Annotated in this window: 14 protein-coding genes; 6 read left to right on the top strand and 8 right to left on the bottom strand. The window is 75.4% G+C overall.

Going from position 1 to position 15,937, the window contains the following annotated elements:
- The 5 genes from ABT247_RS23015 to ABT247_RS23035 all read right to left on the bottom strand — a co-directional run.
- On the bottom strand, positions 1 to 1,439 hold a 1,439-nt coding region (locus tag ABT247_RS23015; protein WP_350745048.1), incomplete at its 3' end, for a PP2C family protein-serine/threonine phosphatase.
- 3 nt (positions 1,440 to 1,442) lie between these two features.
- Positions 1,443 to 3,977, bottom strand: coding sequence for a serine/threonine-protein kinase (locus tag ABT247_RS23020; RefSeq protein WP_350745050.1), 2,535 nt, complete (start codon positions 3,975 to 3,977; stop codon positions 1,443 to 1,445).
- A 5-nt stretch (positions 3,978 to 3,982) separates the two neighbouring features.
- On the bottom strand, positions 3,983 to 5,428 hold the full coding sequence (locus ABT247_RS23025) for a hypothetical protein (RefSeq protein WP_350745052.1): 1,446 nt from the start codon (positions 5,426 to 5,428) through the stop codon (positions 3,983 to 3,985).
- Positions 5,429 to 5,697: 269 nt separating this feature from the next.
- A complete protein-coding gene (locus ABT247_RS23030) occupies positions 5,698 to 6,699 on the bottom strand; it encodes a glutamate ABC transporter substrate-binding protein (protein ID WP_350745054.1) in 1,002 nt (333 codons plus the stop codon).
- A 16-nt stretch (positions 6,700 to 6,715) separates the two neighbouring features.
- Positions 6,716 to 8,245: a GlnX family signal transduction membrane protein gene (locus tag ABT247_RS23035; protein WP_350745056.1), complete on the bottom strand. Its 1,530-nt coding sequence runs from the start codon at positions 8,243 to 8,245 to the stop codon at positions 6,716 to 6,718.
- Positions 8,246 to 8,692: 447 nt separating this feature from the next.
- On the opposite strand from ABT247_RS23035, the gene ABT247_RS23040 reads away from it, so the two are divergent.
- Together ABT247_RS23040 and ABT247_RS23045 are read left to right on the top strand one after the other, a co-directional pair.
- Positions 8,693 to 9,268: a nucleosidase gene (locus tag ABT247_RS23040; protein WP_350745058.1), complete on the top strand. Its 576-nt coding sequence runs from the start codon at positions 8,693 to 8,695 to the stop codon at positions 9,266 to 9,268.
- Between the two features lie 38 nt (positions 9,269 to 9,306).
- Positions 9,307 to 9,852: a DinB family protein gene (locus ABT247_RS23045; RefSeq protein WP_350745060.1), complete on the top strand. Its 546-nt coding sequence runs from the start codon at positions 9,307 to 9,309 to the stop codon at positions 9,850 to 9,852.
- Positions 9,853 to 9,871: 19 nt separating this feature from the next.
- Here the strand turns inward: ABT247_RS23045 and ABT247_RS23050 are convergent, their stop codons facing one another.
- Positions 9,872 to 10,534, bottom strand: coding sequence for a class I SAM-dependent methyltransferase (locus tag ABT247_RS23050; RefSeq protein WP_350745062.1), 663 nt, complete (start codon positions 10,532 to 10,534; stop codon positions 9,872 to 9,874).
- A gap of 159 nt (positions 10,535 to 10,693) precedes the next feature.
- Here ABT247_RS23050 and ABT247_RS23055 point away from each other — a divergent pair, with 159 nt between their 5' ends.
- A complete protein-coding gene (locus ABT247_RS23055) occupies positions 10,694 to 11,413 on the top strand; it encodes an NUDIX domain-containing protein (RefSeq protein WP_350745064.1) in 720 nt (239 codons plus the stop codon).
- A gap of 165 nt (positions 11,414 to 11,578) precedes the next feature.
- Here ABT247_RS23055 and ABT247_RS23060 read toward each other — a convergent pair whose 3' ends face one another.
- Positions 11,579 to 12,496: a sigma-70 family RNA polymerase sigma factor gene (locus ABT247_RS23060; RefSeq protein WP_350745066.1), complete on the bottom strand. Its 918-nt coding sequence runs from the start codon at positions 12,494 to 12,496 to the stop codon at positions 11,579 to 11,581.
- Between the two features lie 103 nt (positions 12,497 to 12,599).
- Here ABT247_RS23060 and ABT247_RS23065 point away from each other — a divergent pair, with 103 nt between their 5' ends.
- Both ABT247_RS23065 and ABT247_RS23070 read left to right on the top strand, forming a co-directional pair.
- Entirely contained in the window at positions 12,600 to 13,382 is a 783-nt protein-coding gene (locus ABT247_RS23065) for an SDR family oxidoreductase (protein ID WP_350745068.1), read from the top strand.
- A 215-nt stretch (positions 13,383 to 13,597) separates the two neighbouring features.
- Positions 13,598 to 13,939, top strand: a complete 342-nt coding sequence (locus tag ABT247_RS23070; protein ID WP_350745070.1) for a hypothetical protein — start codon at positions 13,598 to 13,600, stop codon at positions 13,937 to 13,939.
- 27 nt (positions 13,940 to 13,966) lie between these two features.
- On the opposite strand, the gene ABT247_RS23075 is transcribed toward ABT247_RS23070, so the two are convergent.
- Entirely contained in the window at positions 13,967 to 14,563 is a 597-nt protein-coding gene (locus ABT247_RS23075) for a cysteine hydrolase family protein (RefSeq protein ID WP_350745072.1), read from the bottom strand.
- Between the two features lie 195 nt (positions 14,564 to 14,758).
- Between ABT247_RS23075 and ABT247_RS23080 the strand changes: the two genes are divergently transcribed.
- Positions 14,759 to 15,718, top strand: coding sequence for a GlxA family transcriptional regulator (locus tag ABT247_RS23080; RefSeq protein WP_350745075.1), 960 nt, complete (start codon positions 14,759 to 14,761; stop codon positions 15,716 to 15,718).
- Positions 15,719 to 15,937 lie beyond the last annotated feature (219 nt).

Consider the following 15,937-nt stretch of genomic DNA (forward strand, 5'->3'; position numbering starts at 1 on the left):
TCCGGGGTGGGGCCATCGGTCGCGGGGGGCCGCGCCCACCGATCTGGTCCGCCGGTACTGGCCGTGGGGGGGTGCGGGGGCTGCGGCGGGAGGGCGGGGGCTGCCGGGGGCGCCGGGGGCGCCGTCGCCGGTGCGACGGGTGCGGCCGGTGCGGGCGGCGCGGCCGGCGCCGGCGGGGTGGCAGGCGCAGGGGCAGGGGTCGGGGGCAGCGGGGCGGCCGGGGAGCCGATCACCGGGAGGTCCGGCAGCGTCGGCTCGTGGTCCTCGTCGTTCTCCTGGCTCCGGTGGCTCTCCTGGCCCCCGGCCGCCGCGGCTGCCCGGGAGGCGGCCGGCGTGATCACGGGGAGGTCCAGCGCGGTGGGCGTCTCCTCGAACTCCTCCACCGGAACGGCGGGCGGGTCGATCGGCAGCACCGCGACGGTGATGTTGTCGTGCCCGCCGGCCGCGACCGCGAACTTCACCAGGGTCTGTGCCGCCGCGAGCGGTTCGGTACGGGCGTCCGGACGGACGTAGTACGCCAGGTCGGTGGCCGCCTCGGCGTAGTTCCACAGGCCGTCGGTGCAGATCAGCAGCACCCCGGGGACGTGCGGGGTGAAGTCGAGGGTGTGCGGCACGACCTCCTCGGCGTCGGCGCCGAGCCAGCCGGTGATCGCGTGGGCGCGCGGGTCGGCGTAGGCCTCGGCCTCCGCCATCAGCCCGGCCTCGACCATCCGGGCCGCCCAGGAGTCGTCCTGGGTGAGCCGGAAGGGCTCGGCGGCGGCGCGGTCGTCCGGGATCCAGTAGGCCCGGGTGTCGCCGACCCAGCCGATGGTGACCCGGCCGCCGGCCGCGATGGCGCTGACGTAGGTGCAGGCGGGTGCGTTGAGGTCGGGCCGGGCCGGGCCGGCACCGTCGGCGGCGAGGGCGGCGACGGCCTTGGCGGCGTCGGCGATCGCGGCGCGCATCGCCTCGTTCGGGTCCCGGCCGGCCTCCAGGGAGGTGAGCAGGGACTCCGAGGCGGCGTCGACGGCCGTCTCGGAGGCCTCGTCGGGGCGGTCGGAGGAGGAGACGCCGTCGCACACCACGGCGACCACGACCGGCTCGCCGCCGGGCAGGGAGGTGGCGGCGACGGTGAAGCAGTCCTCGTTGCGGTGGTGGCGCACGCCGCGGTCGCTGACGCCGGCGACGCCCGCGAGGGCCTTCTCCATGTGGTCGCGCGGCCGCGGCTGGGCGCTGCCGCAGCCCTCGCAGTAGCCGTCCGCGCCGACCTGTGCCTGACCGCAGGTCGCGCAGACCGGCCCGCGCTGCGGCGGGACGGCCTCACCGTGGGCGGCGGCCCAGGTGGCGGGCATCGCGCCCGGGGCCGCCCGGCCGTCCCGGCCGACCCCGCAGCGCCCGCAGTAGGCGTCCTCCGGGTCCATCGGCTCGGTACAGCTCGGGCACTCGGTCTGCTGCGGCATCGGCTACACCCACGTCCTGGGGCGGGCCCGGTTGGCCCGTTCCACCATCTCGATCCTGGTCTCGGCCCGGTCGGCCAACCGGGCGAGTACCCGGTATGACTGTTCCAAGGCGAAGCGCAGTTCCCGCTCCGCGGCGGGTCGTCCCAGCACCACGGGGGTGCCGGCCTGCTCGGCGCCGGCCGCCCCCGCGGTGACCCAGCCGAGGGCGGCGCCGAGCACCTCGACGGAGAGCTCCTCACGGCGGCGGTCGTCGAGCCGAAGTGCCGTCAGCTGGTCGGAGCTCGCGCGGAGGTCGGCGGCGAGCGGGTCGGTGGCGGCGCGCTCGCGCAGCCGGGCGCGGACGGCGGCGATCCGGGCGGCGGTGTACTGGCTGGAGGTGGCCGGGACGGACTCCAGCACCTGCACCGCGCCGGGCCGGTCGCCCTCGGCGAGGCGGACCCGGGCGAGGCCGAAGCCGGCGCCGAGGTAGGCCCGGTCGGTGGCCCACACCAGCCGGTAGAACTCGGCGGCGTCGCCGCGGTCGCCGAGCAGTTCGGCGCAGACGGCCAGGGCCAGCTTGGGCGCGGCCTCGCCGGGGAAGGCGTCGTAGACGGCGTCGAAGGCCTCGGCGGCGGCCCGTAGGTCCGCTTCGCCGTCCGCGCCCACCGCGGCGGCCTCGGCGGCGCCGACCAGGGCGGTCAGGCCGCGGTACCAGACGACCCGCCAGTCGTCGGGGTGGTCCGCCTCCAGTTCGGCGAGCGCGGCGACCGCCTCGCGGTGGCGGCCGAGTTCGAGCCGGGCGCGCAGGTCGCGCAGTCGGCTCTCGACCGAGACGGCGGGCGCGCCGGCCAGCGCGGCGAGGGCCTCCGCGGGGTCGGTGGCGAGCAGGGTGGCGAGGAATCCGGCGTTGGGGTCGCCCGGGTCGACCCGGGGGACGGGCAGGGCGAGGGCGGCGGCCGCCGGGTCCAGCGCGGTCACGCCCAGCCGGCCCGGCCGGTCGGCGGGCTGCACCAACTCGGTGTCCACGACGCGCAGTTCGGGGCCGAACAGGGTGGAGAGCGCGGGCCGGGGCCGGTCGTCCTGGAGGGCCAGGACCTCGCGCAGCACGCCGGTGAGCTGGTCGGCCATCTCCTCGGCGGAGGAGAAGCGGCGGGCCGGGTCCGGGTCGGTGGCGCGGACCAGGAAGCGGTAGTACGACTCGTACCTGGCGAAGACCTCGACGTCCTCGGGCCCGGGGAGCGAGTCGCGGTAGGTGGTGCTGTAGCCCCGGAAGTCGAAGGTGAGCACGGCGAGGGTGCGGGCCACGGTGTACAGGTCGGAGGCGGGCGACGGCCCGTGGGTGGCGATCTCGGGGGCCTGGTAGCCGATGGTGCCGTAGATCGGGCCGTCGTGGTCGAGGCGGCAGACCGCGCCCATGTCGATGATCTTGAGCGTGTCGCCGCTCTGGATCACGTTGTCGATCTTGAAGTCGCAGTAGATCAGGCCCCGGCTGTGCAGGTACCCGAGCGCGGGCAGCGCCTCCAGGGCGTACGCGATCGCGACCTCCACGGGGAGCGGCTCGCGCCGGCCGTCCGGGGTGCGGCGGTCGTTGGCGATGTCCTTGAGCGACTTGCCGCCGACGTACTCCATGACGATGTAGCCGTCGGTGGAGCCGGACCGCAGGTCCGGGTGCTCGGCGAAGTTGATGATCCGGACGATGTTCGGGTGGTCCACCTCGGCCAGGAAGCGCCGCTCGGCCACGGCCGCGGCGAGCGCGTCCTCGTCGCCGGTGTTCAACAGGCCCTTGAGCACGACCCACTTGTCGTTGACCCGGCGGTCCACCGCCAGGTAGATCCAGCCGAGCCCGCCGTGCGCCAGGCAGCCCACCACCTCGTACTGCCCGCCGACCAGGTCGCCGCGGCGCAGCTTGGGCGTGAAGGAGTACGGCGTGCCGCACTTGGTGCAGAAGCCCTCCGGCCGGCCGGGCCGGCCGTTCTTCTCCCGGCCCACCGGGGCCTCGCACTTGGCGCAGTAGCGCTTGCGCTCGGGCACCTGCGGATCGGCGAGCACCGCCAGCGACGGGTCGGCCGTGGCCACGGTCGGCACGGTCACCAGCCCGGCGCCCAGCCGGTTGCGGGTGCCCGCGCTGACGCTGCCGCGGGTGGAGCGCACCGAGACGGAGCGGCTGGAGCCGGTCCGCGTCGAGCGGTGCGAGCGGGAGCGGCCGGACATCGAACGGGCGGAGCCGGTGCGGGCCGACATCGAGCGGACGGAGCCGCTGCGGGCGGAGTCCGGGGCGACCCGCGCGGACGGGACGTAGGGCTGGGTGACACCGGTGTCGGCGCCGGGCGGGGTCAGGCCGCACTCGTCGCAGTAGCCGTCCGGGTCGACGGTGCCCGGGCAGTCGCGCGGGCACGGGGAGCCGGGGCCGGCGGCGGGTGCCGCCGGCGGCGCGGCGGTGCCGGCGCCGGTCGCGGTTCCGCCCGGGCCCGCCGGGGCCAGGCCGCACTCGTCGCAGTAGCCGTCCGGGTCGATCCTGCCGCTGCCGGAGCACTCCGGCCGTACGCACACCTCGCCCATCAACCTCAGCCCCCCTGTACCTGTCCGTCGGCCGGCGTCCGGCCGACCGCCTCGTCCGCTGCCCCGGTGGGCGTTCCGGTCGGTGTCCCGGCCGTCCCCGCCGGTGTCCCCGCCGCCATCCCGTCCGGCACCCCGTCCGGTGCGTCCTGCTGCTCGGCCCGGGCCGGGCGCAGCGACTGCTGGAAGCGGGCCACCGCGAGCGCCGCCGCCCGCAGGTCGCAGGGCGCGCTCCAGAGCAGCCAGCGCGCCTTCTCGTACCGCTCGACCACTTCCGGGTCCTCGGCGACCCGCATCCGGGAGGCCATCGCCTTGTAGGCGTCCAGCCGGCCGCGCAGCTCCGCCCGGACGGCCAGCGGCTGGGTCACCTCGGTGAGGGACTGCCGGGCCCGGGCCAGCTCCTTGGCGGCGGCGTCCTCCAGTGCGTCCAGCAGCGGCGCCAGCCGGCCCCACTGCCCGCCCTGGCGCAGTTCCAGGGCGGTGACGATCCGTTCGCGCAGCGCCGAGGCCGGGCCGGGCACCGCCGGGACGTCGCTGGCCGCTATCTTCGCCAGCACCTCGCCGCGGGCCCGGCGGGCCTCGGCCAGGGTGGCGTCGGCCCGCTGGAGCAGGTCGCCGACGCCCTGGAGGCGCTCCTCGGCGTCGTCGCGCAGCCGCAGCAGGTCCTCCAGCTCCAGCCGGACGCCGTCCAGCGCCCGTCCGGCCCGGTCGAAGCGCTCGGTGTCCACCACCCCGGCGGGGGTGGCGAAGGCCGTGCCCTCGGGCACCGTGCCGCGCTGGGCGGGCACCCGGGCCGGGCGCCACAGCGCGAGCGGGTCCTCGCGGACCTCGGCGCGCAGTTCGGTGAGGTCCCGTTCCAGCCCGGCGAGGTCGTCGCCCAGCGGGTGGCCGCCGGTCCGCACGCCGAGCGAGGCGGCCAGGGTGCGCACCCGGTGGAGTTCGGCCAGCAGCAGGTCGATCCGGGCGGGCAGGGCGGACCAGACCGCGTCGGCGGCGCTGACCACCTCCAGCACGGCCGCGTACCAGGAGTTCATCCGGGCCATCAACGCGTCCAGGCTGATCCGCTCGACCAGCTTGGCGGGCGCACCGAGCAGGTGCGGTCCGTCCGGCAGCGCGCCGCCCGGGACGGTGACCGCGTCGCCGGTCAGCAGTTCGCTCAGCTCGGCGAGTTCGGGCGCACCGGGCTTGGCCTTGCGGGCCCGTACGGCGCGTGCCGAGGCCAGCGCCTCCGAGTAGCGGTCGAACAGTGCCCAGAGCAGCGGCAGGCCCTTGCCGGCGACGGACCAGCGCTCCAGGGTGCGGCCGGACAGCTCGGCGCCGTCCAGCAGCCGCAGCCCCGGGTGGTCCTGCAGGGCGAGCAGTGCCGATTCGACCGCGTCCCGCTCCGCGCCGAGGCGCGCCAGCGCGCGGTCCACCTCCTCCCGGTTCAGTACCGGGCCAGCCGATGCCGCCACCACGGTGTCCTTCCTTCTTCCCTCGCGTGCGATCCCGGCGTCCGTGACGCGCGATCCCACGACAGCCCCCGTCCACCACCGGTCTCCCCGTGGTGATCGTCCCGAACCCTAGCCGGTGGCCCTCCGGGCGGTACGGGCGCGGGGCGTCAGGACGGCGTCAAGGCCGCGTCGACTTCCTCCGCCCGGTGCGCCCGCCGTCCGGCGCTCCGCCGCCCGCTTGGCGCGCCGCAGCGCGAGCGGTGCGAGCGGGGCGCCGCCGCGCGAGGTGCTCAGTGCGGGACGGGCCAGTAGTGCTCGGCGTCGTTCTGCATGTACGGCTTGAGCCAACGGTCGTACGAGCGCCCCCATTCTCCGCCGGCGTGGTAGTCGGCCAGCACCTGGTTGACCCGGGCGGTCAGGTCGGGGCTGGTCTTGAGCATGGCGATGCCGATCACCGCCGGCTGGGTGTCGCCGTCCACGATCCGCACGGTCTGGTCCTGCGCCGCCTGACCGGCCGCCAGGCCGTCGTCGGTCATGGTGGCGTCGACCTTGCCGAGCTGCATCAGGACCAGGCAGTCCAGCTGGTTCTCGACCGTGACGACCTGCTTGGCGGTCTTCTTGGCGTCCAGCACGCTCGCGGCGGTGGAGCCCTTGGCGGCGCACGCCCGGTGGCCCTTGATCGCGTCGTCGAGGTTGGTCGCGGGGCTGGCCTTGGGGACCAGCACGCGCTGGGAGATGCTGAAGTACGGCGTGGAGAAGGCGACGTCCTTCATCCGGTCGCAGGTGACCGTCATGGTGCGGACGATCAGGTCGACCCGGCCGTTCTTCACCGCGTCGACCCGGTCGGCGGTGGCCACCGGCTTGAGCACCACCTGGCCCTGGTTGCCCATGATGGCGGTGCCGATCGCCCGGGCCAGATCGACGTCGAAGCCCTCGATCTGACCGGTGTTCGGGTTGCGGGAGCCCCAGCGGTAGCTGTTCTGGTCCACGCCGATCACCAGGCTGTGCTTGGCCTTGATGGCCTTCACCGCCCGGCCGTCCTCGGTGCTCGGCGGCACGCTCTTGTAGACGTCGCACGCGTCGTCCTGCGACTGCTGGCCCTGTTGGCCCTGTTGGCCCTGTTGGGGCTGCTGGACGGCCTGCGGTGCGGCGGCCGTGGTGGCCGCGGCGTTCGCGCCGTTCGCGGTGGCCGGTGCGGCGCCGGAGGAGGCGCCCCCGCCGAGCACGGTCGCGCAGGCGGCGAGCGCCGCCAGCACGGCGGCGCTCCTGGTCCGTACGGTTCTGGTGCGCATGGTGTCCGTTCCCCCTCTACCGGTACTCGGCCAGTCGCCGGCCGAGGCCGCGCAGCGCCGCGGTCGCGGCCACCAGGGCGAGCACCGCGGCCGCGCCGGCCGCCAGGCGCAGGTCCGCGGCGGTGCCCTCGGCGGCGTCGGTGAACTGCGCCTGCTCGGCGTCGGCGGCCCGGCCGAGGGCCCTGTCGGTGGCGTTGAAGGCGGCGTCGGCCGTGCCGGTGGTGTCGGTGGTCGACACGGTGGCGTTCAGCGCGGCCTGGTAGTCGGCGTCGTCGACCTCCAACGACCGCGCCACGTCGTGCTGTCGGCGCCACACGTCGTACTGCTGCGCGGCCTCGCGGACGGGCTGGGCGGCGGCCGCCGGAGCGAGCCGGACGGCCTCGGGGAGCGAGCCGTCGCGCCGCTCCAGCGGGACGTCCCCGCCGGCGTCGCCCGCCAGGTGCTTGGTGGCGCTCGTCCACTGGTCGGCGTACGTGGTGGTGGAGCCGCGCGCGACCAGGTGCAGGTTCTCCGCCAGCCGGGCGGTCAGCACGTCCACCCGGGCGTTGTCGAGCGCCCGCAGCGGGCCGGCGCCGTCATGGTCGCTCCGCTCCAGCGCCGAACTGGTGGTCAACCCGGTGACGGTGAGCCAGAGCGTGCCCGCGAGGACGGCGGCGGTGGCGCCCAGCAGGCCGATGTTGAACACCCGGTTGGTGCGGCGGAACAGCGTCAGCTGCACCCAGCCCAGCGCGGCCAGGGTGAGCACCGCCAGGCCGTACGCCCCCGACGGCACCGCCTTGGCCTGGGCGTAGTCGGCCGCCAGCTCCTTGTCCTCGACGCCCTTCAGCTCGGCGGCGGCCGGCAGCAGGACGCCCTGCATCTGCTCGGAGGCGTACCGCAGGTAGGCGCCGCCGAGCGGGATGCCCTGCCGGTTGTCGGCCCGCGCGGTTTCCACCAGACCGGCGTACACCGGAAGTTGCTGGTTCAGCCGGGAGAGTGAGTCCTGGGCCGGCGAGGTCGAGGTGGTGCGGGCGGCGGCCTGGGCGATCAACTTGGCGGCCTGGGCGAGGTCCTGCTCGTAGCGGTCCCGGACGTCCTTGGGTTCGGTGCCGGCCAGCAGGAAGCCGGTCGCGGCGGTGGTGGCGGCGTCCGCCAGCGAGCGGTGGATCTCCGCCGCGTCCCGGCTCAGCGGCTGGCTGTAGGAGACGACCCGGTCGGCGGCCGAGGCCCTGGTCTCCAACTGCCAGGCGGTCAGCCCGCCGAAGGCCACGGTGAGCACGGCGAGCAGGGCGCCGGCCAGCCGCAGCCGGCCCGGGGCGGTACGGGTGGCCCGGGCCAGCCGGGCCCGCACGCCGCGTCCGGGGGCTCCCGCCCGGGGCCGCTTCGCGGGCGGTGCCGCCCCGGGCGACGGCGCCGGGGCACCCGGTACGCCGCCGGCCGCTCCGGCCGCCACCGTCAGGACCGACCCCGGGGCTGCGCCCGGCGGCGTCCCCGGCACGCCCGGCGGCGTACCCGGCTGCGCCGGGAACGCGGCGCCCGGTGCGCCGTTGCCTACTGGTGTTGCCACCCGCCTCATCCTCCCCTGGGGGCGGACCCGACACCCGGGGCCCGACCGATGGCAGCAGTATGGCCGTGACTCCCTCCGGCCACACCTGACTTGCGCTGATCTTGAGCATGTCGTGCACGGTTTCCGCACGACCCCGTACGGCTGGGTACGACTTGTCCGGCTCGGTCCGGCTCGGTCCGGCTCGCCGCGGCTCCGTACGGCTCGGTACGTCTTGTGCGGCACGCACGGGAGGTGGCGATCCGTGCGACGCGGGCGGTGGCCCACGCGGTTCCGCCCGGGGTCCGCCCCGGGCGTTGCGCCGCGCGGAGTTCGACCCGCGGAGTTCGACCCGCGGAGTTCGCTTCGCGGAGTTCGCTTCGCGCGGTTTCGTCCCGCGCTGTTCCGCGCCGCGCGTTCCCGGATGCCGGTTCCCGGGTTCCGGGGCCGCCCGCTCCGTACCATGGCCGCATGCGACTGCTTGGAACGATCTCGCCCGACCGCCCGCTGCTCGTCGTCGCCGTCCGCGAGGAGGCCGCCCACCTCGACGAGCGACTGCCGGTGCTGCTCACCGGGATGGGGAAGGTCAACGCCGCCGTGGCCCTGGCCACCGCGCTCGCCCAGGGCGAGAAGCCCTCCGAGGTGATCAACCTCGGGACGGCCGGCGCGCTGCGCCCCGGCTGGGAGGGCATCCACCACGTGGTCCAGGTGATCCAGCACGACCTCGACACCGAGGTCCTGGAGTCCCTGACCGGCCACGTCTACGGCGCCCCGCTGATCGTCGGCAAGGGTGACGGGCCGGTCCTGGCCACCGGCGACCTGTTCGTCGACTCCCCGGCGGCCCGCGAGCGGCTGGCCGAGCACGCCGACCTGGTCGACATGGAGGGCTACGCCGTCGCCACCGCCGCCCACCGGGCCGGGGTGCCGGTCCGGCTGGTGAAGTACGTCAGCGACGAGGCCGGGGAGGGTGCGGCGCAGACCTGGCGGGAGTCGGTGGACGGCTGCGCCCGGCATCTCGCGGACTGGGTGAACGCCCAGGGCTGGTGACGGTCGGTCGGGTCCGGCCCGGGCCCTAGAGTGGCACGGTGACTCAGAACACTGCTGCACCGAACACCGCACCGAACACCGCACCGAGCAAGCTCTCCGACGTCCGGCCGCCGTCGGTCAACGCCGACGAGCGGACCACCCTGCTGGCCTTCCTCGACTACCTGCGCGAGGCCGTGATCGGCAAGGTGGCCGGCGTCTCCGACGAGGACGCCCGGCGCCCCGGCGTCGCCTCCGGCACCAGCCTGCTGTGGCTGGTGCGACACCTGACCGTCGTCGAACGCAACTGGTTCGAGTGGGCCTACGCCGGGCTGGGGGAGGCGCCGTCGGAGTCGGACGACCTCCCCCTGGAGAGCCTCGGCACGGCCGAGGCCGTCGACGCCTACCGGGACGCGATCGCGCGTTCCAACGCGGTGGCCGCGGCCGCCCCCGACCTGGACCGCCCGGGTGTGCGGTCGCTGCGCCCGGACGCCACCGAGGGGCCGTCGCTGCGCTGGGTGCTGGTGCACATGATCGAGGAGACCGGTCGGCACGCCGGGCACGCGGACATCATCCGCGAGCAGCTGGACGGCGCGGTCGGGCGCTGAGCCCCAGCGGCTCAGGGGCTCAGGGGCTCAGGGGCTGTTCGGGCTTGCGGGCCAGCAGGCAGGCGTGCGGCCTGTTCGCCAGTCCGCCGGGCGCCTGCTGCAGCCGCGCGGTGACGTCGAGTCCGGCCTGCTCCAGCAGGTCGGCCACGCGCTCCAGGGGCAGCAGGTACGACTCGTACGACACCGGCCGGCCGTAGCCCTGCGTCGGCTGCAGCCGTTCGTCGCCGACGTAGTCCCCCCAGAGCAGGTGGCCGCCGGGCGCGAGCGTGCGGTGGAACTCGGCGAACACCGCGGGCAGCCACTGCGGGGGCGTGTGATGGGTGGAGTACCAGGCGAGGATGCCGCCGAGCTCGTCGTCGTCCGTCTCCAGCGCGGTCATCGAGCCCTCGGCGAACCGCAGTTCGGGGTGGGCCTGCCGGGCCAGCGCGACCATCGCCGGCGACAGGTCGACGCCGAAGGCGGGCACGCCCAGCCCGGCCAGGTGCGCCGTCACGCGTCCCGGGCCGCACCCCAGGTCGGCGACCGGCCCGAGACCGGCCGTCCGCACCAGTTCGGCGAAGGCCGCCAGCATCGCGCGGGACAGCGGGTCCATCCGGGCGGGAGCCGGGACGCGTTCGACGTAGTCGGCGGCGACCGTGTCGTACGACTCGCGGACGGCGGTCAGGAAGGCGGGCTCGGCCATGCGGGTGACCCTAGACGAGACGGCTGACGGCGCGACACCCTCGGTTGCCCGAACCGGCGGCGGGAGTCGGAGCCGGTGCCGTCGAACGGACTCGAGGGGCCGTCGCTCGTCCGGGTGGAAACCCTGCCGATCAACTCCCGGAAGCGCCACACTGGTTCGATGACCAGCGACTTCCAGAGCGCCGAAATCATGGTGACCAACAGCCGCGGCGAGATCCTGCTCCAGCTGCGCGACGACACCGAGGGGATCTGCTGGCCCGGGTACTGGATGCAGCCCGGAGGCGGCAGGGAGGACGGCGAGACGCCGTACGAGACGGCGGCGCGCGAGCTGGAGGAGGAGACCGGTCTCAAGGCGGTCGCGCTCCTCCCCCTCGACCTGGTCCCGCTCGCGGACGATGCGCAGTTCGCGCGGAGCCGCTGGTTCCACATGGTGTGGGACGGCGACGAGAGCGAGCTGGTGTGCGGGGAAGGACAGGATCTGCGCTTCTGGCCGATGGACGCCCTGCCCGAGAGGATCCCGTCGACGCTGGTGGAGTACGTCCGGCAGCTCCGAGGGCACCTGCTGGTCGGCAAGCCCCGCGTCTGGGCGCAGATCGACCGCCTCCATCGGACGCTGAAGGAGGCGACGGCCGGGCAGCGGACGGACTTCCTCGCGCTCCAGGTGCTGAAGGTCCAGGAGGAGGCGGGCGAGGCGGCGCAGGCGCTGCTCGGTGTCCTCGGCGCGAACCCGCGCAAGGGGGTGAGCCACACCATGGCGGATCTCCAGGCCGAACTGTGCGACGTGATCGCGGCGGCGATGGTCGCACTGCGGGCGACCACCCCTGACGCGGCGTCGGTGCTGGCCGACCACGTGGCCGGGTGGGACCTGGAGAGCCGATGAACGACACCGTGCGCGCTCCGGAGCGGTAGGAAGGGCGACGACAAGAGGTGGCGCGAAGGCCCCTAGAACCCAAGAAGCACGGGAGGGGGCCTTCGTCGCGCGGATCGACTCCGCTTCCTCGTCGCCGTCGCCGGCCGCGTCATCCGGGAACGGACGCGGGAGTTCCTAGTCGCGGAAGGCCGAGAGGTCGAAGGCGGCCAGCCGCTCGGGATCGGCGATCACGTCGATCGCGGCGATCCTGCCGGCCACGACGGTGAACGCCATGACCGACAGCGCGCGGCCGTTGTCGCCGATGACCACGGCGCCCGCGGTGCCGTTGACCAGCGCGGGGCGGGCGAACGGCGACAGGCTGCCCCACAGGGCGGCCTGCCCGGCGACCGTCGCGGCGCCGGCGAGCACCACGGTGTGCCGGGCCAGCGCGGCTCCGCCGTCCGAACGCAGCACCACGTCCGGGTCGAGCACCGCGACGAGGGCCCCCAGGTCCCCGTCGCGGGCGGCGGCGAAGAAGGCGTCCACGGCGGCCCGCTGGCGGCCGAGGTCGGGGTCGGGGGCGGGCGCCTGTCCCTGCACCTTGCGGCGGGCCCGGCTGGCGAGCTGGCGGGTGGCGGCCGCGGTCCTCTCGATCAGCGGGGCGATCTCCTCGAACGGCACCGCGAAGAGGTCGTGCAGCACGAAGGCGACCCGTTCGGCGGGCGACAGCGACTCCATCACCACCATCAGCGCCAGGCCGACGGAGTCCGCGAGCACCACCTCCTGCTCCGGGTCGACCACGCCCTCGCGGCCCAGCAGCGGGTCCGGGATGCGCTCGGGGCCGGTCTCCCCGTCCGGCCCGGCCGGTTGCAGCGGCTCCTCGCGGCGCCGGGCGCGGTCGCGCAGCAGGTTCAGGCAGACCCGGGAGACCACCGTGGTCAGCCAGCCGCCGAGGTTCTCCACCCCCGAGGTGTCGGAGCGGTCGTACCGCAGCCAGGCCTCCTGGAGCGCGTCCTCGGACTCGCTGAGCGAGCCGAGCATCCGGTACGCGACCGCCCGCAGGTGCGGTCGGTGCTCCTCGAACGCCGCCGTCCGGGAGGTTTTCTTTTCCACCGTGTCACATTCCTTCGTCGCCTCGGGTCAGGGCGGCAGGAGCCACCCAACAACGGCTGCGGCGGGGAGATCAACTCCCGGCCCGGGACGGACGGAGACGATCGTGACGAACAACCTGGTCCTGGTCACCGGAGGCACCGGCACCCTCGGCCGGCAGGTCGTACCGCTGCTGCGGGCGGCCGGCCGGCCGGTGCGGGTGCTGAGCCGGCAGGAGCGCCCGGCGGAGGACGGTGTGGCGTACGTGCGCGGTGACCTGCTCGGTGACGCCGCCGAGGCGGACGCCCGGCTCGACGAGGCGCTGGCGGGCGTCCACACGGTGCTGCACCTCGCCGGCGGGCCCAAGGGCGACGACGAGGCGACCCGCCGGCTGGTCGCGGCCGCACGGCGGGCCGGGGTGCGGCACCTGGTCCACATCTCGGTGATCGGTGCGGACAAGGTGCCGCTCGGCTACTTCCGGGCGAAGCTCGCCGCCGAGGAGGCGGTGGCCGGCTCGGGTCTGCCGTACACCGTCCTGCGGGCCGCGCAGTTCCACGACCTGGCGTTCACCGTGGTGGAGAAGATGGCGAAGCTGCCGCTGGTCCCGGCCCCGGGCGGGGTCCGCTGGCAGCCGGTGGACGTGCGCGAGGTCGCCGCCCGGCTGGTCGAGTTGGCGCTCGGCGAGCCCGCCGGCCCGGTGCCGGACCTGGCCGGGCCGGCGGTGTACGGGATGGACGAGCTGACCCGCCGCTACCTGGCGGCTCTCGGGCGCAGCCGCAGGATGCTGCCGGTCCGGGTGCCCGGAAAGGTCGGCCGCGCCTACCGGTCGGGCGCGAACCTCGCCCTGGCCGGCGCCGAGCACGGGCGGCGCACCTGGGAGGAGTTCCTGGCCGAACGGCTGGCGGCCTGACCCGGCGGCTCGATCGGCCGTGGGCAACGGCGGTCCGACCCGGCGGGACCGATCGGCGGCGGACCGATCAGCGTCTCGACCGGCCGCCCCGGTCGGCGGGACGGCCCGGCAGGGGGCCCGGTCGGCCGTCCTGGCCGGCCGGGCCCATCGGCGGATCGATCACCGGCCCGGACTCGGCGTCCGGTCGTCGGTGACCGCCGTGTCGTTCCTCGCGCATGTGTTCGCCCCACCCCCACGCGGTCGACTACCTGCTCCGGCCGGGGGACTTCTCGCTCGACGCCTACCCGCACGGGGAGGAGGTCGTGCCGGCCTCCGGGGAGGCCCTGGAGGCGGTGGTCACGTTCGGCGCGGGCGCCGAGGCGGCCGAGCAGTACCTGGAGGACGAGCCAGGCCTGTTCGGTCACCGGGATGCGGCAGCGACTGCGCTGAGTCCCGAAGTCATGACGATGGCCGAGGCGTTGGGACGCCTGCGGGAGGTCGCGTCCGGCCTCGGGGAGCGGTACGTGCTGCTGGACGCGGCTGACGGCAGCGCCTACGCGCCGCTGTTCCGCCCGTGACGGCGTGCGGCCGGGGGCGGTGGCCGGTCAGGCCTTGGCGGCCCGCAGGACGGTCTCCGTGGTGACCACCTTGGCGAAGCGCATGGCGTGCAGGGTCGTCGCGGTGGCCCGGGCGAGCTCGGCGGCGGGGACGGTGACGCCGTCGGGGCCGGTCATGTCGAAGGTGTGCATGGCGTCGGTCGGGAAGATCGCGTCGTAGCCGAGGTTCCCTGCCATCCGGGTCGTGGTCTCGTTGCAGACGTTGGTCATGATCCCGGTGACCACCAGCTGCCGGGCGCCGCGCTCCTGGAGCCAGGCGTGCAGGTCGGGTGTGCCGTAGAAGGCGCTGTTCACCGTCTTGGTGACGTGCAGGTCGGGAGTGAGGGCGGCGGCGAGGTCCTTGAGCCGGTAGCCGGGCGTGCCCTCGACCAGCGGCCCCACCCGGGAGGCGTGCTGGACGGTGACGATCGGGCGGCCGGTGGCCTGCCAGGCGGTGATCAGCTCGGCGATCCGCTGCTCGGCGTCGGGGTTGTCGCGGGGGCCCCAGAAGTCCTGGTCCTCGAAGCCCTGCTGGACGTCGATGAGGAGGAGGACGGCGTCGCTGTCGAGGGTGAGCGGGGCGTCGAAGGCGTCGGTGTTCGTCATGCCGTCCATGGTGGTGCGCGGGGCCGGGAGGGTGTGAGGGGCGGGAATGCCACCCATCGATAGGTTTCTGCCACCGCCGCCCACCCGCCGCCCACCGCCGCCCGCGCGTCCGCCGTCCGCCCACCCCCGTGCGTGCGGCCGGCGTCCGCCACTCGCCCCCCGGTGCGTCCGGCCGGCATCCGCCATGCTTCAGCCATGCGAACGGTGGGGTGTCTGATCTTCGACGGCGTACGGGCCTTCGACTACGCGGTGGTCGGCGAGGTCTGGGCGAACCGGGCCTCCCGGCCGGGTCCGCCCGACTTCGATCTGCGGGTCTGCGGGCCCGCCGGGGCCCGGGTGCGGCTGGGCGGCGGGCTGGAGCGGGTGCCGGACGAGGGCCTGGCCGTGCTGGCCGACTGCGATCTGGTGGTGGTGCCCGGCGTGGAGGACCCGGGTGCGGAGCGTGCCCCGGAGGTCCTCGCCGCTCTGCGGGAGGTGCGTGGTCGCGGCGTGCCGATCGCCTCGCTCTGCGCGGGGGCCTTCGTCCTCGCCGAGGCCGGACTGCTCGACGGCCGGGAGGCGACCACCCACTGGGCGCTCGCCTCCGAACTGGCCCGCCGCTTCCCCGCGGTGACCGTCCGGCCCGAGGTGCTGTTCACCGGTGGCGAGGGCCTGTGGACGTCGGCCGGGGTCGCGGCGGGGATCGACCTGTGCCTGCACCTCGTCCGCAGCGCCCACGGGCAGCGGGCCGCCGCCGCCATCGCCCGGGCGATGGTCACCGCCCCGTTCCGGACCGGCGGCCAGGCGCAGTTCATCCCGACGCCGGTGTCCGCGCCCGCCGAGGACGATCCGCTCGCCCGGCTGCGCGCGCAGGTGCTGGCCTCGCTCGACACCCCGTGGACCGTCCGCCGGATGGCGGACGCTGCCCTGATGTCCGAGCGTTCCTTCGCCCGCCACTTCGGCGCCACCACCGGCACCACCCCGCTGCGCTGGCTGCTGGACCAGCGGATCCTCACGGCCCAACGCCTGCTGGAGGAGACCGACCTGCCGGTCGACGCGGTGGCGGTGCAGTGCGGCTTCACCTCGGCGGTGTCGCTGCGGCCGGTCTTCACGGCGCGGGTGGGGGTGGCGCCCCGGGAGTACCGTCGGACCTTCCGCGGCCGGGCGGAGGGCTGAAGCGCATCACAGAAGTGCGGGTGCGGGCAGGTCGGCATGTGGTTCGACCTGCGGCTCCGCATCGTTCGGGCCGGGTCGTACACGGGGGCGACGGCTGCACGCGTGCTGAGGGCGCGTCGCACCGGCGTCGTGTCCGGGCCTCGCCCGCGCGGGGCCTGTGCCCGGTCGCGGCGGCCCGGTGAGGGGTGGGGTGGGGGCGCACCGCCCCCCCCCCCCCCC

The sequence above is a fragment of the Kitasatospora sp. NPDC001539 genome (genome assembly GCF_040298565.1).
Taxonomy (GTDB): domain Bacteria; phylum Actinomycetota; class Actinomycetes; order Streptomycetales; family Streptomycetaceae; genus Kitasatospora.

Coding starts and splice junctions, on each gene's coding strand:
- ABT247_RS23020 (WP_350745050.1), bottom strand. CDS start 3,977: ATGGGCGAGGTGTGCGTACGGCCGGAGTGCTCCGGCAGCGGCAGGATC.
- ABT247_RS23030 (WP_350745054.1), bottom strand. CDS start 6,699: ATGCGCACCAGAACCGTACGGACCAGGAGCGCCGCCGTGCTGGCGGCG.
- ABT247_RS23040 (WP_350745058.1), top strand. CDS start 8,693: ATGCGACTGCTTGGAACGATCTCGCCCGACCGCCCGCTGCTCGTCGTC.
- ABT247_RS23050 (WP_350745062.1), bottom strand. CDS start 10,534: ATGGCCGAGCCCGCCTTCCTGACCGCCGTCCGCGAGTCGTACGACACG.
- ABT247_RS23055 (WP_350745064.1), top strand. CDS start 10,694: ATGACCAGCGACTTCCAGAGCGCCGAAATCATGGTGACCAACAGCCGC.
- ABT247_RS23070 (WP_350745070.1), top strand. CDS start 13,598: ATGTGTTCGCCCCACCCCCACGCGGTCGACTACCTGCTCCGGCCGGGG.
- ABT247_RS23075 (WP_350745072.1), bottom strand. CDS start 14,563: ATGACGAACACCGACGCCTTCGACGCCCCGCTCACCCTCGACAGCGAC.
- ABT247_RS23080 (WP_350745075.1), top strand. CDS start 14,759: ATGCGAACGGTGGGGTGTCTGATCTTCGACGGCGTACGGGCCTTCGAC.